Annotated in this window: 9 protein-coding genes; all 9 read left to right on the forward strand. The window is 69.0% G+C overall.

Going from position 1 to position 19,827, the window contains the following annotated elements; all coding sequences use genetic code 11:
- Positions 1 to 30: 30 nt before the first annotated feature.
- The 9 genes from AWC18_RS06285 (at position 31) to AWC18_RS06325 (ending at position 19,698) form a co-directional block, all read left to right on the forward strand.
- Positions 31 to 1,314 (forward strand): ROK family protein, encoded by a 1,284-nt coding sequence (locus tag AWC18_RS06285; protein WP_064996397.1) that lies wholly within the window; start codon positions 31 to 33, stop codon positions 1,312 to 1,314.
- 22 nt (positions 1,315 to 1,336) lie between these two features.
- Complete coding sequence (gene mshA, locus AWC18_RS06290) at positions 1,337 to 2,683, forward strand: D-inositol-3-phosphate glycosyltransferase (protein ID WP_234806438.1); 1,347 nt, start codon at positions 1,337 to 1,339, stop codon at positions 2,681 to 2,683.
- A complete protein-coding gene (locus tag AWC18_RS06295) occupies positions 2,680 to 3,192 on the forward strand; it encodes a type III secretion system chaperone family protein (protein ID WP_064996396.1) in 513 nt (170 codons plus the stop codon). The genes mshA and AWC18_RS06295 overlap by 4 nt, the downstream gene beginning before the upstream one ends.
- Positions 3,193 to 3,205: 13 nt before the next feature.
- Entirely contained in the window at positions 3,206 to 3,955 is a 750-nt protein-coding gene (locus tag AWC18_RS06300) for a phosphoglyceromutase (protein ID WP_085138109.1), read from the forward strand.
- A 130-nt stretch (positions 3,956 to 4,085) separates the two neighbouring features.
- On the forward strand, positions 4,086 to 5,267 hold the full coding sequence (locus tag AWC18_RS06305; protein ID WP_085138110.1) for a sensor histidine kinase: 1,182 nt from the start codon (positions 4,086 to 4,088) through the stop codon (positions 5,265 to 5,267).
- Between the two features lie 52 nt (positions 5,268 to 5,319).
- Positions 5,320 to 6,003 carry a winged helix-turn-helix domain-containing protein gene (locus tag AWC18_RS06310; RefSeq protein WP_064996393.1) on the forward strand — a complete coding sequence of 228 codons (684 nt, stop codon included), beginning with the start codon at positions 5,320 to 5,322 and terminating at the stop codon, positions 6,001 to 6,003.
- A gap of 170 nt (positions 6,004 to 6,173) precedes the next feature.
- Complete coding sequence (locus AWC18_RS06315) at positions 6,174 to 13,319, forward strand: type I polyketide synthase (RefSeq protein ID WP_085138111.1); 7,146 nt, start codon at positions 6,174 to 6,176, stop codon at positions 13,317 to 13,319.
- A complete protein-coding gene (locus AWC18_RS06320) occupies positions 13,316 to 18,703 on the forward strand; it encodes a non-ribosomal peptide synthetase (RefSeq protein ID WP_085138112.1) in 5,388 nt (1,795 codons plus the stop codon). Before AWC18_RS06315 ends, AWC18_RS06320 begins: the two co-directional genes overlap by 4 nt.
- A 5-nt stretch (positions 18,704 to 18,708) precedes the next feature.
- Positions 18,709 to 19,698: an NAD-dependent epimerase/dehydratase family protein gene (locus AWC18_RS06325; protein ID WP_085138113.1), complete on the forward strand. Its 990-nt coding sequence runs from the start codon at positions 18,709 to 18,711 to the stop codon at positions 19,696 to 19,698.
- The last annotated feature ends 129 nt before the right edge of the window (positions 19,699 to 19,827 follow it).

Below are 19,827 nucleotides of genomic sequence, written 5' to 3' on the forward strand. Positions count from 1 at the left end.
TTAGGAATTTCTCCGAATTAAGGACATTTCGTGCGTACTACCTCTCTCACCGCTCACCTGGCCAGCCACCGAACGGGCCGTCCGCGCTCCCACCCGCGAGTGATAGCCCCGGCTCTGCAGCTCGCCGACAGCGCCGGCGCCGAGGTCTTCGCTGCGGTACGGCAGCACGGCCCGGTTGCTCGTGAGGCCATCGCGGGCGCCACTTCGCTGAGCGTGGCCACGGTTAACCGCCAGGTCAGCGCACTGCTGGAAGCCGGCTTACTGCTGGAGCGCGCCGACCTGGCCACGTCGGGGGCGATCGGTCGGCCGCGTCGGCCGGTGGTGGTCAATCACGAACCGTTCCTCACCCTGGGCCTGCACATCGGGGCCAAGACCACCAGCATTGTGGCCACTGACCTGCTGGGCCGCACGCTGGATGTCGTCGAGACCCCGACGCCAAACAATGGTGCGGGCCCGGCACTGGCCTCGCTGGCCGCCAGTGCCAGCCGCTACCTGACCCGGTGGCAGAAGCGTCGGCCGTTGTGGGTGGGCGTGGCGATCGGTGGAGCGGTGGACGGGGCCACCGGCCACGTCGACCACCCGCGCCTGGGCTGGACGGCAGCGCCGGTCGGGCCCGTGCTTGCCGAGGAGTTGGGCCTGCCCGTATCGGTGGCCTCCCACGTGGATGCGATGGCCGGGGCGGAACTGCTTTTCGGGGTGCGGCGACCGACGGCGAACAGCACCACCAGCCTCTACGTCTACGCCCGCGAGACGGTCGGCTACGCCCTGGTGATCGGCGGCCGGGTGCACAGCCCGGCCAGCGGTCCCGGCACCATCGCCGGCCTGCCGGTGTACTCAGAGCTGTTGGGCGGCACCGGACATCTCGAGACCACCGTCAGCGACGAGGCGGTGCTGGCCGCGGCTCGTCGGCTGCGTCTCCTGCCGGAGGGCAACGGCGGCGTGTCGGCGGCGGTGACCACCCTGGTGCGCGAGGCGCGCGGCGGTGACGAGCGAGCGGTGGCACTGCTGACCGAGCGGGCCCGCGCACTCGGTGAAGCCGTGGCGCTGCTGCGCGACGTGCTCAACCCCGATGACTTGGTGCTGGGTGGCCAGGGATTCACCGAATACCCCGAGGGCATGGCCGAGGTGGAGCGGGCATTCACGCAGCGTTCGGTGCTGCCGCCGCGCAACATCCGCGTCACCGCGTTCGGCAACCGGGTCCAGGAGGCCGGCGCCGGCACCGTATCGCTGGGCGGGCTCTACGCCGACCCGATCGGGGCGATGCGTCGGTCCCGCGGACCGGTCGCCCGCGTGGTCCCGGAAGTGTCCGCCTGACCCGACCTGTCAAGATGGCGGGGTGGGCTACGGGGCTGCAGGGGGCGGAAACGTCAGATCCGATGTGCACCGAGTAGCGCTGCTGTCGGTACACACCTCACCGCTGGCCCAGCCCGGCACCGGTGATGCCGGTGGAATGAACGTCTACGTCCTGCAGAGCGCGCTGCACCTGGCGCGCCGTGGGGTGGCCGTGGAAGTGTTCACCCGCGCCACGTCGTCGGCCGATCCGCCGGTGCAGCACGTGGCGCCCGGTGTTCTGGTGCGCAATGTGGTCGCCGGGCCGTTCGAAGGTCTGGACAAAAACGACCTGCCCACGCAGCTGTGCGCCTTCACGGCCGGGGTGTTGCGGGCCGAAGCCGCCCACGAGCCCGGCTACTACGACATCGTGCATTCGCACTACTGGCTGTCCGGTCAGGTCGGCTGGCTGGCCGCGGACCGGTGGGCGGTGCCGCTGGTACACACCGCACACACCCTGGCGGGGGTGAAGAACGCGGCCCTGGCCGCCGGGGACACCCCGGAACCGCCGCTGCGCTCGGTCGGCGAGCAACAGGTTGTCGATGCCGCGGACCGGCTGATCGCCAACACCGACGACGAAGCGCGGCAACTGGTCGCCCTGCACCAGGCGGACCCGCGCCGGATCGACGTGGCACACCCGGGCGTTGACCTGGAGGTGTTTCGGCCCGGCGACAAGCCGGCGGCCCGCGAGGCGTTGGGATTGTCGCCGCGCGAACCCATCGTGGCGTTCGTCGGGCGCATCCAGCCGCTCAAGGCCCCCGACATCTTGTTGCGCGCGGCCGCCAAGCTGCCCGGGGTGCGGGTGGTGGTGGCCGGCGGGCCGTCGGGCAGCAGTGGCTTGGCGGAAGCGGGCGGACTGGTTCGGCTGGCCGCAGAACTGGGTATCACCGACCGGGTGACGTTCCTGCCGCCGCAATCCCGGGAGAATCTGGTGACCCTGTTTCACGCCGCCGACCTGGTGGCCGTGCCGAGCTACTCCGAGTCGTTCGGTCTGGTTGCGCTGGAGGCGCAGGCCTGCGGGACACCGGTGGTTGCCGCCGCCGTCGGTGGGCTGCCGGTCGCCGTGCGGGACGGGGTCACCGGACGGCTGGTCGACGGGCACGGGATCGAGGCCTGGGCGACGGCCCTCGATGAGATGCTGCGGTTGGGTTCGGGGCCTCGCGGATGGGCGATGCGCCGGGACGCGGTCAGCCACGCGGCCCAGTTCTCCTGGGAGCGCACGGTGGACGCTCAGTTGGCCAGCTACACGCGGGCGATCGAAGACTTCACCGCGGCCCGGGGCGGGCGGATGCGGGTGCTCGGATCGGCACGCCGGACTCGCCGCTGGCCGACGCGACGCGGGGCACGCGCGTGAACCGCGACGAGGTCCGTGAGCTCATCGAGAGCACGCTGCGGGCAGCCGAGCTGACCTACTCACCCACGCCTGGTTCGCACGGCGGGCTGCCGGGGCTGATCGTGGAGCTGCCCGGCGAGCGCAAGCTCAAGACCAACACCATTCTGAGCATCGGGGAGCACTCGGTGCGCGTCGAGGCGTTCGTCTGTCGCCAGCCCGACGAGAACCACGTCGGCGTCTACCGCCACCTGCTCAACCGCAACCGCCGGCTTTACGGGGTGGCCTACACCTTGGACAACCTCGGTGACATCTACCTGGTCGGGCGGATGTCTCTGGCGTCGGTGACCGCCGAGGAGATCGACCGCGTGCTGGGTCAGGTGCTCGAAGCCGTCGACTTCGACTTCAACACCTTGCTGGAGTTGGGATTTGCCTCCTCGATCCAGAAGGAATGGGAGTGGCGGGTATCCACCGGTCAGTCGCTGAAGAACCTGCGGGCATTTGAGCATTTGATCGACAGCGACGGTGACTGACACACTGACGCCCATGTCTGACACTGCCACTCTGGTGCTGCTGCGCCACGGGGAAAGCGAATGGAACGCCAGCAACCAGTTCACCGGTTGGATGGACGTCAACCTGACCGACAAGGGCCGCGCTGAGGCGGTTCGCGCCGGTGAACTGCTGGTCGAGCACGACCTTCTTCCGGACGTGGTCTACACCTCGCTGCTGCGTCGGGCGATCACCACGGCGAACCTGGCGCTGGACGCTGCGGACCGGCACTGGATCCCGGTGCACCGCACCTGGCGGCTCAACGAGCGTCACTACGGCGCACTGCAGGGCCTGGACAAGGCCGCCACCAAGGCGCGCTACGGCGACGAGCAGTTCATGACATGGCGGCGCAGCTATGACACCCCGCCGCCGCCGATCGAGGCCGGCAGCCGCTACAGCCAGGACACCGACCCCCGGTACGCCGACATCAGCGGCGGCCCGCTGACCGAGTGCCTGGCCGACGTGGTGGCGCGCTTCCTGCCGTACTTCACCGACGTCGTCGTCCCGGACCTGCGGTGCGGCAAGACGGTGCTGATCGCGGCACACGGCAACTCGTTGCGAGCCCTGGTGAAATACCTCGACGGCATGTCGGACGAGGCCGTGGTCGGACTGAACATCCCCACCGGCATCCCGCTGCGTTACGACCTGGACGCCGACCTGCGGCCGAAGGTTCCCGGCGGTGTCTACCTTGACCCCGAAGCCGCCGCCGCCGGTGCCGCGGCAGTGGCCAGTCAAGGCGCCAAGTAGCGGTCTTGGGCCCGCGCAGCGTGAATACGCGGTGGAGCCCGAGTGAAATCTTTGCGTTGAATTCACATTCCGCGCCCGCCATGGTCGAACGGCGGTCAACTCAGGGTCGCAGAATGCGTACGATTTGGCCGTGGCCGCGACCTCGGCGCTGACGCTTGCTGCAGCGTCGGCAATTCCTGCTCTGGCGGCGGGCGTGGCGGCCGGCGTGTGGTTGTCGCCGCGCCTGGCCGAACGCCGACGGAAAGCAGCCACCGAGCGGTCCGGGATCACCGTCGCGGAGATGCTGCAGCAGATCGTGTCGCACGCCTCGCTGGGCATCGCGGTCGTGGACTCCCACCGCGACGTCGTCTACCTCAATGAACGGGCCACCGAGCTGGGACTGGTGCACGGCCGGCTGCTCGACGACGAGGCCTGGGCGGCCGCGCAACGCGTCCTGGCCGGCGAGGACGAGGTCCTGTTCGATCTGACGGTGGCCAAGCGATCCCCCGGGGCCACCCGGTCGGACCTGTCGGCGGTGCGCGGTTATGCCCGCCTGTTGTCCGAAGAGGATCGGCGCTTCGCGGTGGTGATCGTCGACGACCAGTCCGAGCAGGCCCGGATGGAGGCGAGCCGGCGCGATTTCGTGGCCAATGTCAGCCATGAGCTGAAAACCCCGGTGGGAGCGATGGGGCTGCTCGCCGAAGCACTGCTGGCGTCCGCCGACGATCCTGAGGCGGTCCGGCCATTCGCCGAACGGGTGCTGGTGGAGGCCAACCGGCTGGCCAGCATGATCGGCGAGCTCATCGAACTGTCCCGGCTGCAAGGCGCCGACCCACTGCCCGACCTGGGCGTCGTCGATGTCGACGCGGTGGTCAATGAGGCGATCGCCCGGCACAAGGTGGCCGCCGACAACGCCGAGATCACGATCACCACCGACGCTCCAAGCGGGCTGCAGGTACTCGGCGACGAACCGCTGCTGGTCACCGCGCTGGCCAATCTGGTGTCCAATGCGATCGCCTATTCACCGCACGGTTCGCCGGTGTCGATCAGCCGGCGCCGCCGCGACGGGTTCATCGAGATCGCCGTGACCGACCGTGGCATCGGCATTGCGCCCAAGGATCAGCAGCGCGTGTTCGAACGATTCTTCCGCAGCGACAAAGCCCGCTCGCGGGCCACCGGGGGAACCGGGCTGGGTTTGGCGATCGTTAAACACGTCGCGGCCAATCACAACGGCACCATCACGTTGTGGAGCCAGCCGGGCACCGGTTCGACATTTACCTTGGCGATTCCCGCATACGAGGGCAGTCTGAACCCACAGAAGGAGGAGCAGTGAAGAGACCCGCTGTCGATCACACAGAGGGTGGCTACCGGGAGGGGCAGCGTCGATGACACACGTCTTGATCGTTGAGGACGAGGAGTCGCTGGCCGACCCGTTGGCATTTCTGCTGCGTAAAGAGGGTTTCGAGGCCACCGTGGTGGGCGACGGAACCGCGGCCCTGGCCGAATTCGACCGGGCCGGCGCCGACATCGTGCTGCTGGATCTGATGCTGCCGGGGATGTCGGGGACCGATGTCTGCAAACAACTCCGGGCGCGGTCCAGTGTGCCGGTGATTATGGTCACTGCCCGAGACAGCGAGATCGACAAGGTGGTCGGCCTCGAGTTGGGCGCCGACGATTACGTGACCAAGCCGTATTCGGCTCGGGAGTTGATCGCCCGGATCCGGGCGGTGCTGCGCCGCGGCGGCGACGACGAAGGCGGTGTGGGCGAGGGCATCCTGGAGTCCGGCCCGGTTCGCATGGACGTCGAACGGCATGTGGTCATGGTCAACGGTGAACAGATCACTTTGCCGCTCAAGGAGTTCGACCTGCTCGAGTACCTGATGCGCAACACCGGGCGGGTGCTGACCCGCGGCCAGCTGATCGACCGGGTCTGGGGTGCCGACTACGTGGGCGATACCAAGACATTGGATGTCCACGTCAAACGACTTCGGTCCAAAATCGAGGCCGATCCTGCCAATCCGGTGCACCTGATTACCGTGCGCGGGCTCGGCTACAAGCTGGAGGGTTAGCTCTTCGTCAACCCGTCGTCGGGTCTCCCAACTTGCTCGGCGGGGTCTGCGTCGCCGAGAATCACGGACTGGACGTCCACCTTCTTAAGGTAGTCTTAGACAAGGTTGCCTACGGAATCCTTGGGCCCCATCCAGAACCTTCTTCGTCAGTTACACGGGAGACGCGATCGATGAGCGGGCCGGACGAATCAGCGCACACCTTGCGCACGCTGGTGGACCTGCTGACCCAGCGCGCGGCGCAGTACGGCGAGAACCTGGCGTTCACCTTCTCGCGTGACGGCGACGAGCACGAAATCAGCCAGGTGACCTATGGGGAGCTGGACCGGCGCGCCCGCCAGATCGCCGCTGAACTGCAGGCCCAGGGGACAGCCGGGGAACGCGTGCTGGTGTTGTGCCCACCGGGGCTGGACTTCATCGCCAGCTTCTTCGGCTGCCTGTACGCCGGATCCATCGCGATCCCGGTGCATCCGCCGATGCGCGAACACCTGCTGCCCCGCGTCGAGTCGATCATCGGCGACGTCGAGCCCGGCTACGCGCTCACCAATAGTGAGATCGAGTCCAAGATCAGGCCCGCGATCGAAGGCCTGCCCGGCGGGCAGGCGTTGCGCTGGATGATCGTCGACGCCGAGGCCACCGGCAGCGAGTCGTCCTGGGTGGCGCCGCAGATCGATGCCGACAGCATCGCGATGCTGCAGTACACCTCGGGGTCCACCAGTGCGCCCAAGGGCGTCGTGCTGACCCACGGCAACCTGGTGCACAACCTGAAGACCATCGCCGAGGCCTGGGAGGCCAACACTGACATGCCGGACGTGACCGGCGTGTTCTGGCTGCCGCCGTACCACGACATGGGCCTGATCGGTGGTCTGCTCGAGACGATCTACGTCGCGGGCCGTTCGGTCCTGATGCCGCCGACGGCATTCATCAAACGGCCGATGCGGTGGCTGGAGGCGATCTCCCGGCACCGGGCGAAGATCACCGCCGCACCGAACTTCGCCTTCGATCTGTGCGTCGAGCTGAGCACCCCGCAAGAGCGCGCCGCGCTGGATCTGTCCAACTGGACGGTGGCGCTGTGCGGTGCCGAACCGGTACGTACCGCCACCCTGGACGCGTTCGCCGAACTGTTCGGCCCGTCCGGTTTCCGGGCCGAGTCGTTCTACCCCGTCTACGGCTTGGCCGAGGGCACGCTGCTGGTGTCCGGAGGGTCGGATCTGCCGGTGCCGATGGTGCAGCACATCGACCGCGTCGCGCTGGGTGACAACCGGGTGGTCAACGTCGCCCCCGACGATCCCAACGTGGCGACCATGGTCGGTTGCGGCAAACCGCGCGGCGGCCAGCGGGTGATCATCGTCGACCCCGAGACCCGGCTGGAGTGTGCCGCAGACCAGGTCGGCGAGATCTGGGTCGCCGGCGGCAGCGTCGCGCACGGTTACTGGGGCGCTGCGGAACTGTCCGACGAGACCTTCGCCGCGACCTTGGCCGACACCGGTGAGGGCCCGTTCCTGCGCACCGGCGACTTGGGGTTCCTGCACTCCGGGGAGCTGTTCGTCACCGGCCGCCGCAAAGACCTGATCATCATCCGCGGCACCAACCACTATCCCAACGACATCGAGCTGACCGTTCAGAACACCAATCCCGCGCTGCTGCGCGGCCGTGGTGCGGTCTTCTCGATCGCCCCGGAACCGGGGGCCTCCGAGCAGCTGGTCGTGGTCCAAGAAGTGGACCCGAGCCGCTTGAGCGGGGAGCAGGCCGACGAGGCCATGCAGGTCATCCGCACCGCGGTCACCGAGAACCATTCGGTGCGTACCCACGCCGTCGTGCTGGTCCAGCCGTTGCAGCTGCCCACCACCTCCAGCGGGAAGATTCAGCGCAGCACGTGTAAGCAGCGCTACCTCGACGGCGAGCTGCCGGTGGTGGCGCAGTGGCCCTCGACGTCCGCAGCCGCCCAGCCGCAGGCCCCGGCCGAGCCGGCCCCGGCCGCAGCGCAGACCGAACCCGGCGCCCACAGCGCGGCCGAGATCAGTGCCTGGCTCATCGAGCGGCTGGCCCAAGACCTCGAGCTGCCCCGCGCCGAGATCGACCCGGCCAAGCCGTTCGCGTTCTACGGGCTGGACTCCATCCACGCCGTGCGGCTCTCCAACGCCCTCGAACAGTGGCTGGGCTGCGAGCTGGCGCCGACCATCGCCTACGAATACCCCTCCATCGACATCCTGTCGGCGCATCTGGCCCGGGTCGCAGCCAAGACTCCCGCGGCTGTCGATGCGGCCGCCGGCCCCGAACGCACCGAGCGGCCCGCCGCCGACGAGCCGATCGCGATCGTCGGCATCGGCTGCCGATTCCCGGGCGCTGACGGCCCCGACAGCTTCTGGCGGCTGCTGTCCGGCGGCGTGGACGCCACCAGCGACGTCCCGGCCGACCGGTGGGATGTCGAGGCGTTCTACAGCCCCGACCCGTCGGTGCCGGGTACCGCGGTCACCCGCCGCGGTGGCTTCCTGGGCCAGGTCGACCAGTTCGACTTCCAATTCTTCGGAATCTCGCCGCGCGAGTCGGCGCAAATGGACCCGCAACAGCGCCTGCTGCTCGAAGTGGCGTGGGAGGCGCTGGAGGACGCCGGCCAGGTGCCGGATCAGCTGGCCGGCAGTCGCACCGGCGTCTTCGTGGGCATCTCCACCAACGACTACGGCTTCCTGCGGCTGGGCCAGCCGCAGCTGGTCGACGCCTATACCGGTACCGGCAACGCGCTGAGCATCGCCGCCAACCGGCTGTCGTACACGTTCGACTTCCACGGCCCCAGCATGTCGATCGACACCGCCTGCTCGTCGTCGCTGGTCGCCGTGGACTTGGCGTGCCGCAGCCTGCGGGACGGCGAGTGCTCCATGGCGCTGGCCGCCGGGGTGAACGTGATCCTCTCGCCGGCGCTGGCGATCAACTTCAGCAAGGCCCGGGTGATGGCCCCCGACGGCCGATGTAAGACGTTCGACGCCGACGCCGACGGCTACGTCCGCGGTGAAGGCGCCGGGGTGGTGGTGCTCAAGCCGCTGAGCCGGGCGCTGGAAGACAACGACCCGGTGTATGCGGTGATCCGCGGCAGCGCCACCAACTCCGACGGCCGGACCAACGGCCTGATCGCCCCCAGCGGGCGCGCGCAGGAGAGTGTGGTCGTCGAGGCGTTCCGCCGGGCGGGACTGCCGGCCGGCGCTGTTCAGTACATCGAGGCGCACGGCACCGGCACCGCGATCGGCGACGCCATCGAGGCCAATGCCCTGGGCACCGTGCTCGCCGAAGGGCGGCCCGAGGGCAGCCGCTGCCTGGTCGGCTCGGTCAAGACCAACATCGGCCACCTGGAGGCGGCGGCCGGTATCGCCGGCCTGATCAAGGTGGCGCTGTCCTTGCAGCACCGGCAGATCCCGGCCAGCCTGAACTACACCGAGCCCAACCCGCACATCGGATTCGACCGCCTGCCGCTGGAGGTGGTCCAGACTCTGACCCCGTGGCCGGCGGGCAGCCGGGCAGTCGCCGGCGTCAGCTCGTTCGGGTTCGGCGGCACCAACGCCCACGTGGTGCTCACCGAGGCCCCGCAGGCTCGCAGCAGCCACCCCGACGACACCGCACCGCGCGCCGAACTTCTGGCGCTGTCCGCGCGATCGCCGGAGGCGCTGACCGCGTTGGTCGGCGAGTACGAGATGGCTTTATTTTCCGGCGGTCTCGCGGGGGCTCTGATGGGCGGCGCCGCGCTGACCGACCTCTGCTACACCGCCGGTGCCCGCCGTGCGCATCACGACTATCGCCTTTCGGTGGTCGGTGACTCCCCGGCGGCGATGTTCGAGTCGCTGTCGGCCTACCGGCAGGGCGAGTCACGGCCGGGATTGTCGGTGGGCCACTGTGTCCCGGGCCGGCCCGGCACCGGTGTCACGTTCGTGTTCTCCGGCCAGGGCTCCCAGTGGCAGGGCATGGCGCGACAACTACAGGCCGACGAGCCGGTGTTCGCCGATGCCCTGGCCGCCTGCGACGACGCGCTGTTCCCCCACCTGGGGCACTCGATCCTCAAGGAACTGGCTGCCCAAGGCGGCTCAGACGGTTCCGAGGACCGTTCCAAGCTCAGCGACATCGGCATCCTGCAGCCGACCATCTTCGCGATTCAGGTGGCGCTGGCAGCGCTGTGGCGGTCCTGGGGCATCGAGCCCGCCGCCGTGGTCGGTCACAGCCTCGGCGAGGCGGCTGCCGCCCATGTCGCGGGCGCGCTGAGCCTCGACGACGCCGCCCGAGTGATCTGCGCCCGCGCGCGGATGCTGCGCGGCGTTCGGGGCCGTGGGGCCATGATGGTCACCGAGACCACCCTGGCCGAGGCCCAGGATCTCATCGCCGGCCACGAGCGTGAGGTTGCCGTCGCCGCGAGCAACAGTTACCGATCGACGGTGCTCGCCGGTGAGCGCGCGGTGCTCGAAGAGCTGATGGCGAAACTGCAGCAGCGGGACCGGTTCTGCCGCTGGATCGATGTCGATGTCGCTTCGCACAGCCCGCAGATGGAGGCGCTCGCCGCCGGCCTGCGCGGCAGCCTGGTGAAGCTGAAGCCGACCGTGCCGACGGTGCCGATGTATTCGACGGTCACCGGGGAACTGGTGGGCGACACGCTGCTCGACGCCGACTACTGGGTGGCGAATCTGTGCTCGCCGGTGCGGTTCTCGCCGGCATTGCGGCGGCTGCTCGAGACCGGGCACGACACATTCGTCGAACTCAGCCCGCACCCCATCCTGCTGACCGGGGCACGCGAGGACGCCGAGCATCTGCACCGCAGCGCCACGCTGCTGCCCTCCATGCGCCGCGACGAGGGCGGGCGGGCCACCATGCTGGGCTCGCTGGGCGCCCTCTACACCCTGGGGCACCGGGTGGCCTGGGAGCGGATCTACCCGGAAGGCAGCCGCTGTGTCCCGGCTCCGACCTACCCCTGGCAGCGGGTGCACTCCTGGCTCAACGCCGGCTCTATCGCGGCACCGCGGCGAGGCGGCGCTGTCGTCAACGGCGGCGGCTGGCGCGGACCGATCCGGTCAGTCACGCAGCCGGGAACCGTGCTGGCCGAAATCGATGTGACCACCGCGGCGCTGTCGGCCGAGCAGCTGGCCGAGTTGGCGCTGTCCGCGGCGGAGGTCGCATTCGGTCCCGGCACTCGTTCGGTTGCCGAGCTGACCCTGCGTGCGGGCCTTGATCAGGCACGCACCCTGCAGTTCGCCCTGACCGGAGACGCATTCGACTGCTACGGGAGCGCCGGTGAGGACTGGTCACTGCTGGCCACCGGCACCCTGTCCGCCGCGGCGTCGCATGCGCCGACCGTCATCAGTGTCCCGGCCGACCCACGGGGACACAGTTACCAGATGCGTTGGCAGCCGGCGTCGTTGGCGACCGATGGCGAGGTTCGAGCCGCCGAGCCCGGCAGCTGGCTGATCCTGTCCGACGGCCCGATCGCCGACACACTGCGCGATCACCTCGAGGCGCAGTCGCAGTCCTGCGTGCTGGTGGAACCGGTCAGGGGGCTTGCCGAGCTGGGCCGGGTGAGCGCCGACAGCTATCGGATCGACCCGGGCCGCCCGGAGCACTTCGCCGAGCTGCTGCGTGCCGCGTTCGGCGGCGACCGGCCGCCCTGCCGGGGTGTGGTGCACCTGTGGAACCTGCTGGCCGCGGCACCAGCCGACACGACTGAAGAGTCGCTGGCGGCGGCCACCGATCTCGGATCGTTGAGCGTGGTCCACCTGATTCAGGCGCTGACGCTGGCCGGGTGGCCGGAATCGCCGCGGCTGTGGCTGGTGACGCGCGCGGCGCAGCCGGCCGGCTGGGACGACCAGCCCGGGCCACTGTCGATCGCGCAGGCTCCGGTCTGGGGCCTTGGCCGCTCCATCGACCACGAGTACCCCGAGCTGCACCCCACTGGTGTCGACCTGTCCGCCGACGGTGGCCCCGAAGAACTGCGGGGGCTGTTCAGTGAGATCTGGTCGGACAATTCCGAGACGGACGTGGCGCTGCGCGGCCACCGTCGCTATGTCGCCCGGCTGGAGCCCTACCCGGCGCCGTCGCAGCAGGCCGACGAGCTCACGCTGCACGACGACGCCACCTACCTGGTCACCGGCGGGCTCGGCGCGGTGGGTGCCAAGGTGGCCGGCTGGCTGGTCGAGCGCGGGGCTCGCCACCTGGTCCTGATGGGCCGTAGCGCGCCTTCGGCGGAAGCGCAGTCGACGCTGGAGGGTCTGCGTGCCGCCGGCGCCGAGGTGACCATCGCCCAAGGCGATGTCACCAAGTCCGCCGATGTTGTCGCGGCGCTTGCCGCAATCGATGCGTCGATGCCACCGCTGCGCGGTGTGGTGCACGCAGCCGGCACCGTCGACGACGCGATTCTGGCGCGCCTGGATGCGGACAAGCTGCGTTCGGTGATGGCACCCAAGGTTCAGGGCGCCTGGAACCTGCACACCCTGACCGCCGGCGCGAAGCTGGACTTCTTCGTGCTGTTCTCCTCGGCGGCCTCGGTGCTGGGTTCGCCCGGTGCGGCCAACTACGGCGCCGCGAACGCCTTCCTGGACGCGCTGGCCTGGCATCGCCGGGCGGCCGGGCAGCCCGCGTTGAGCGTCAACTTCGGTCCCTGGGCCGGACTGGGCATGTTCACCAACTCGGAGTTGCACCGGCATTTCTCGCACTACGGCGTGGAAGGGCTGTCGGCGGAGAGCTACTTCGCCGCGCTGGAGGCGCTGCTGGCCGATGGCGCGTCCGAAGCGATGGTGCTCGACATCGACTGGTCGCGGTGGCGTCCGAGTGCCCAGTCGCCACTGCTGCGCGATCTGCAGGTCGCATCCACCGGCGAGCAGGGCGGCGGGTCCGGCAGCGGTCTGTTCGAGGCGGTGCAGGCCGCCGACGCGCAGGAGCGCCGGCGGCTGCTGGAGACCTACCTGCGTGACCTGGTCGCCGGGAAGCTGGGATTGGCTCCGGCCGGCCTGGACATCCAGGCACCGCTGAACAGCCTCGGGGTGGATTCGCTGATCACCCTGGAACTTCGCATCCAGGTCGAGCGGGAGCTCGGTATCGTGGTTCCTGTTGCCCGGTTGTTGGACGGGCCCAGTGTGGTCAGTCTTTCCGGTTGGCTCAGTGAGCAGTTGGCCGCCGCGCCGGAACGGATCGCTGCTGAGGAGGAATCCGCAGCACCGGATGTTGCCCCGGAAACCGTGGGAGCGGCCTCCTCGCAGGAGATGGAACTGCTGGCACAGGTCACCGAGCTCTCCGATGAAGCGGTGGACGCGCTGCTGGCGAAGATGATGGCCGAAGAGGGGGGTGGCGCGTGACGGATCGTCCGGACGTCCCCGCCGACCTCGCCGACCTGTCCCCGGAGAAGAAGCGCGAGCTGCTGGCCCAGTTGCTGCTGGCCAAGGCACAGGACGCGGCATCCGAACACGAACTGTCCTACGGGCAGCGCGCGATGTGGTTCGTGCACCGGCTTGCGCCGGACAGTGCGGCATACACCGTCGCCTACGCCGGACGCATCGACGGTGGCCTGAATGTGCCGGCCCTGGAGCGGGCCGCGCAGGCGCTGGTGGACCGGCACCCCATGTTGCGGACCACCTACACCGAACGCGACGGCCAGCCCGTCGCCCTGGTCCACCCCCGCTGGCCGCTGCGCATCGCCACCCACCGCATCGGCGCGGACGAGGCGGAGCTCGATTCGTGGATTCAGACCGAGATCGACCGGCCGTTCGACCTGCGTACCGGCCCGGTGCTGCGACTGACTCTGCTGGAGCGCCCCCACGACCACGTGTTGCTGCTGACGGTGCACCACATCGCCGTCGACTTCTGGTCCATCGACATCATCCTCGACGAGCTGCGTGCGCACTATGCAGCCGAACACGGCGCCACCCCGCCGGAAGCGACGGCAGATCGCTACGTCGACTACGCCGCGCAGCAGTCTCGGATGCTGGCCGGGCCCGAGGGCGAGCGGCTGTGGGAGTACTGGCGCGAGACGCTGGGCGGCGATCTGCCGATCCTGGCGCTGCCCACCGACCGGCCCAGGCCGGCGATCCAGACCTACAACGGTGCGCTGCATCGGTTCAGCGTCGACGCCCAGGTCACGGCCGGGATCAAGCAGGTGGCGCGGGGCGTCGGAGCAACGCCCTACATGACCCTGCTGGCGGCCTACGCGGTGCTGCTGAATCGCTACAGCGGGCAGGACGACCTGATCATCGGTTCGCCGTTCGCCTGCCGCGACCGGGCCGGACTGATGGGCATGGTCGGCTATGTCACCAACCCGCTGCCGTTGCGCGTCGATGTCAGTGGCGACCCGAACTTTGCTGCGCTGTTGGGTCAGGTCAAAGACACCGTGCTGGGTGCGATCGGCCACCAGGAATACCCGCTGCCGCTGCTTGTCGAGCGGCTGCGACCGGTGCGCGACGCCGGACGCACCCCGCTGTTCCAGGTGTCGTTCGCCTGGCAGCAGGTCCGGCTCTTCGACGAAAACACAGACAGCGCAGGCGGATCCGACGGCATCCTGCGTCTGGAAACCCTCTACATCGGCCAGGGCGGCTCACCGTTCGACTTCACCCTTCAGGTCGGCGAGCAGGACGACGAACTTCAGCTTGCGCTGCAGTACAACACCGACCTGTTTGACGCCGCCACCATTGAGGCCCTCGCGCAGCACTTCGCGCTGCTGCTGACCGAGCTGGCCCAGCCCGGGGCGGCGCAAGTTCCGGTGTCTCAGCTGACGCTGCTCACCGAGGCCGAGCGTGCCACGTTGGCGGCCTGGAACGACACCGCGGTCGACTACTCGTCGGCGCCGGCCTGCCTGCACGAGATGGTCGCCGCCGCCGCGGCGCGCACGCCGGATGCCGTCGCCGTCAGCTACGACGGGCGCGATATCAGCTACGGCGAACTGGACCGGCGGGCCAACGGCCTGGCGCATCGGTTGCGTCAGTTCGGTGCTGGCGCCGGTCCCGGTCCGGCGGTGGTTCCGGTGCTGCTCGAGCGCTCCGAGGATCTGGTGATCGCGTTGCTCGGCGTGCTCAAGGCCGGCGGTGCCTTCCTGCCGTTGGACCCCGCGCAGCCCACCGGCCGGATGGAGGCGATGTTCGCCGACATCCCCGAGGCTCCGGTCTGTGTCACCCACCGCGCGCATTTGTCGCTGGTGCCAACGGGTTTCACCGGTGCCCGACTGTGCCTGGACCAGCCGTCCACGGCTCCCGCCGAAGAGGCCTCGGCCCCCGAGACGGGCACCACCTCGGCAGATCTGGCCTACCTGATGTACACCTCGGGTTCCACCGGCACTCCCAAGGGTGCGCTGAATACCCACGCCGGCATCCGCAACCGGCTGCTGTGGATGCAGGACGCCTACCAGCTGACCGGCGAAGACCGGGTTCTGCACAAGACTCCGATCAATTTCGACCCATTCGTCTGGGAGATCTTCTGGCCGTTGACGGTCGGCGCCCGAGTGGTGATCGCCAAGCCCGAGGGCCACAAAGACGCCGCCTACCTGGCCCGCACCATCGTGGAACAGCGTGTCACCACAATGCATTTCGTTCCGTCGATGCTGCGCCGCTTCCTCGCGGAGCCGCAGGCGGCCTCCTGCACCGGCCTGCGCAGGGTGTTCTGCAGCGGCGAAGCACTCACCGCTGATCTGCGCGACAGCTTCTTCGCTGCCCTGCCCGCCGAGCTCTACAACCTCTACGGGCCGACCGAAGCCGCCATCGACGTCACTCATTTCCACTGCGAGCGTGGGGCAACCGAGCCGATCATCCCGATCGGACGGCCGATCGCCAACATCGCGATCCACCTGCTGGATGCGGCGGGCAACCCGGTTCCGGTCGGCGTGCCCGGCGAATTGCACATCGGCGGCGTGGGAGTGGGCCGCGGCTACCTGAATCGGCCCGAGGCCACCGCGGCGGCGTTCCTCGACGACCCGTTCAGTTCCGTTCCGGGTGCGCTGCTCTACCGCACCGGCGACCTGGCCCGCTATCGGCCGGACGGCAACATCGAGTACCTGGGCCGTCGCGACGACCAGGTGAAGATCAACGGTTTCCGGATCGAGCTCGGTGAGGTGGAGGCCGCGCTGGCCCAGCACCCCGGCATCGCCGAGAACGCCGTCGTGGCACGCAAAGACGCTTCGGGCAACACGCAGCTGATCGCGCATATCGTTCCGGTCGCAGCAGCTCCCGGGACGGCCGAGCTGCGTCGATTCCTGTTGGACTTGGTGCCGGCGGCGATGGTTCCGGCGGTGTTCCGCACCACCGACCTGTTGCCGTTGTCGGCCAGCGGCAAGGTGGATCGCCGGGCGCTGCTCGCTCGCGACAAGGACCTCGACGCCGAACCCGCGGAATTCGTGGCGCCCCGCGACGCAACCGAACAGGCGCTGGCCGAGATCTGGCGCGAGGTGCTCGGCGTGGACCGGGTCGGCGTGACCGACGACTTCTTCGCACTCGGCGGTGCCTCCACCCAAGCGCTGGAAGTTGCGGTGCGAGTGGGGGAGCTGGGCCTGGAACTGCGGCCGGAGTCATTGTTCGTCTACGGCACCATCGCCGAGTTGGCCGCCGAGTTCGGGCCGATCGGCGGGGCCGCCAAGGACACCCAGCCCGCCGAGCAGCCTGCGGCGCAACCCGAGGCGGCCGTGGTACCCGCGGCGCCCAAGGCCGCTCCGGCGCCGGTGATCAAGCCCGTGCAGAACGGTCCGGCGCGCAACGTCGTGATCGAGAGCCTGGGCGTGTACCTGCCGCCGCGAGTGGTCTCCACCGAGCAGGTGCTGGCCGACTGCGTCAACGAGGTGAAGATCCCCCTGGAGCGGCTCACCGGGATCAAGAACCGCCGAATGGCCGGCCAAGACGAGTTCTCGATCGACTTGGGCCGCAAGGCGATTGCCGACTGCTTGTCGCGGTCGAGCTACGCCCCCGAGGAGATCGACCTGGTCATCGCCTGCAACATCTCGCGCTGCGACGGCCCGGAGCACATGTTCACCTTCGAGCCGAGCACCGCCTCGCAGCTCCGGGACCAACTGGGGCTGACCAACGCGGTCTGCTTCGACATCAACAACGCCTGCGCGGGCATGTTCACCGGCGTCAGCGTGGCCCAGGACTTCCTCAAAACCGGTTTGGTGCGTAACGCGCTGGTGGTCAGTGGTGAATACATCAGCCACATCACCGAAACCGCGCAGCAGGAGATCGAAAGCGCGATGGACCCGCGGCTGGCCTGCCTGACCGTCGGCGACGCCGGCGCGGCGGCGGTGCTCGAACTCGGCCCCAACGACCGGGTTGGCTTCCACGACCTGGACCTGGCCACGTTCAGCGAATTCGCCAAGCTGTGCATCGCCAAGGCCACCGACGGTCCGCACGGCGGCGCCATCATGGTCACCGACTCGGTCACCCAGACCGCGATCGCGGTGAAGCACTCGGTTCCCTACGTGGCGGCGGTCATGCAGCGGCACGGCTGGCGGCCCGAGACAGCCGATCAGCTGCTGATGCACCAGACCTCCGAGGCATCGATCAACGACGCCATCTTGACCATCAACCGGGTCTTCGGGGCCGGCGCCGCAAGCCGGGCCAACACCATCTGCAACCTCGCCGAGCGCGGGAACACCGCTACGACAACGCACTTCGTCGCGCTCTATGACTACATCAATGCGGGACGGATCAATTCCGGTGACAATGTCGTGTTGTCCATCACCGGATCAGGGCAGACCATCGGTACCGGTCTCTACACGTTCGACGATCTGCCGGACCGGATGCGCCGGGCCGGTAGCGGCCAGAGCGGCCACGGCGCGCGCGGACGCTCCAACGGGGGCCGTCGGGAACTTCCGGCGACACCGCGGGTGCGTATCGAGGGCATCGGTTTTGCCACCGAGGGGCAGGAGCCGCCCAGTTCCATCCAGTTCGCCGTCGACGCCGCGAGCGCCTGCCTGGCCGACAGTGGAGTCGAGCGCACCGACATCGGGCTGGTGATTCACGCGGGGATCTACCGCGACGACTTCCTCAGCGAGCCGGCCGTCGCGACGCTGGTCGCCGGCGAGGTCGGGATCAACGCCGAGCCCGAGTCCGCGGACGCCCCCAAGACCTTCGCGTTCGACGTCCTCAACGGGGCGGTCGGCTTCCTCAACGGTTGCCATGTCGCGGCCGGCATGATCGGTGCCGGGCGGACCGGGCACGCCATGGTGCTGGCCTCTGAGGTGGAGAACAACACCCTGGCGAGTGGCTATCCGCGCAACGGCATCGCAGAGACCGGTTCGGCGATCATGTTGAGCCCAAGCAACGGGCCAGAAGGCTTCGGCCGCTTCGTGTTCGGTCACCACCCGGAGCACCGCGGTGCGCTGACGACCTACACCCAGGAGCGCGACGGCCGGATGTGGCTGCGGATCGACCGCGACCCGAATCTGGCCGCGATCTACGTGAGCTGCCTGCCGTCGTCGGTCAAGGAGCTGCTGACTCTGGAGGGGCTGGCGCCCCAGGACATCGCGCTGGTGTTCCCGCCGTATCTTCCCGGAGCCGCACTCGATGAGCTGGCCGCGCACATCGGGGTGGACCGCTCGCGGTTCGTCGATCTCGAAGCGCAGGGCCAGACCAGTGACCCGTTCACCTCGACGCTGCCGTACCAGATTGCCGACGCCCGCCGGCGCGGCCTGGTCAAGCCCGGCGACGTCGCGCTGATCATGGCGGTCGGCTCGGGTGTCGAGGTCGGTTGTACGACCTACCGGTTCTGATCGGCATGCGTGCATTCGTCACCGGGGGAACCGGATTCGTCGGCTCGAACCTGGTCGCTGCGCTGCTGAGCCGGGGCGTGAAGGTGCGCGTGCTGCGCCGCTCGACCTCGCCGATGGCTGCCCTGGAGGGGTTGGACTGCGAGACCCGCATCGGTGACGTCAACGACGGCGTCGACGCACTGGCCGAAGCAATGGCCGACTGTGACTGGGTGTTTCACACCGCAGCGATCTCGGACTACTGGCGCTACCGGACTCAGACACGGCTCTACCGCACCAACGTTGACGGGACTCGCGACATGGCCGCCGCGGCGGCGCGCGCCGGCGTCCAGCGTTTCGTCTACACCAGTTCACTTGCCGCACTCGGGGTACCGGAGCGTGGGCATGAGCTGGTCGAGACCGACGAATTCAACATCCGCCCTAAGCAGTTCCCCTACGGGCACAGCAAGCATCTCGCCGAGATCGAACTGCAGAAGGCCGCCGCGGCCGGCCTGCCGGTTGTGATCGTCAACCCGTCGGTGGTCATCGGACCCCGCGACGTCCACCGCATTGCCAGTGCGATGCTCGTCGAAGCCAAGCAGGGCCGGCTGTGGTTCGCCGCTCCCGGCGGCACCAACTTCGTCTCGGTCGACGACGTGGTGGCCGGACACATCGCGGCTGCCGAGCGGGGCCGGATCGGGGAGCGCTACATCCTCGGCGGGGAGAACCTGTCGTTCCGCGAAGCGTTCACGGGCGCGTGCGAACTCTTCGACCGGCGTGGGCCGTCGGTGATGCTGCCGCGCTGGTTCATTCCGGTGGCAGCGGCGGGGGTCAGCGCCGCCCGCTTCGTCGTGGGGCCGAGGCTGCCGATCGACGCGCGCCAGATGCGGCTGTCGACCGCCGAGATCTTCGCCGATGCCAGCAAGTCCCGTACCGAGTTGGGCGTGCCATTCACGCCGTTCCGGACCGCGTTGCGGGCCGCCCATGACTGGTACCGCGACAACGGCTATCTGGACTAGCCGCGACGGCGCGCTCCGGTTTCTGCTAGGGGCCGTCGTCGTCGCTTTCCTGTAGTAGCCGCTCGGGGTGGTGGTAGTGGTTGGTGCGGGGTTGGCCTTTGTCGTGGTGGGGTGGGGGCAGGGTTTCCC

Origin of the sequence: Mycolicibacter nonchromogenicus, from assembly GCF_002101775.1 — a bacterium.
Taxonomy (GTDB): Bacteria; Actinomycetota; Actinomycetes; order Mycobacteriales; family Mycobacteriaceae; genus Mycobacterium; species Mycobacterium nonchromogenicum.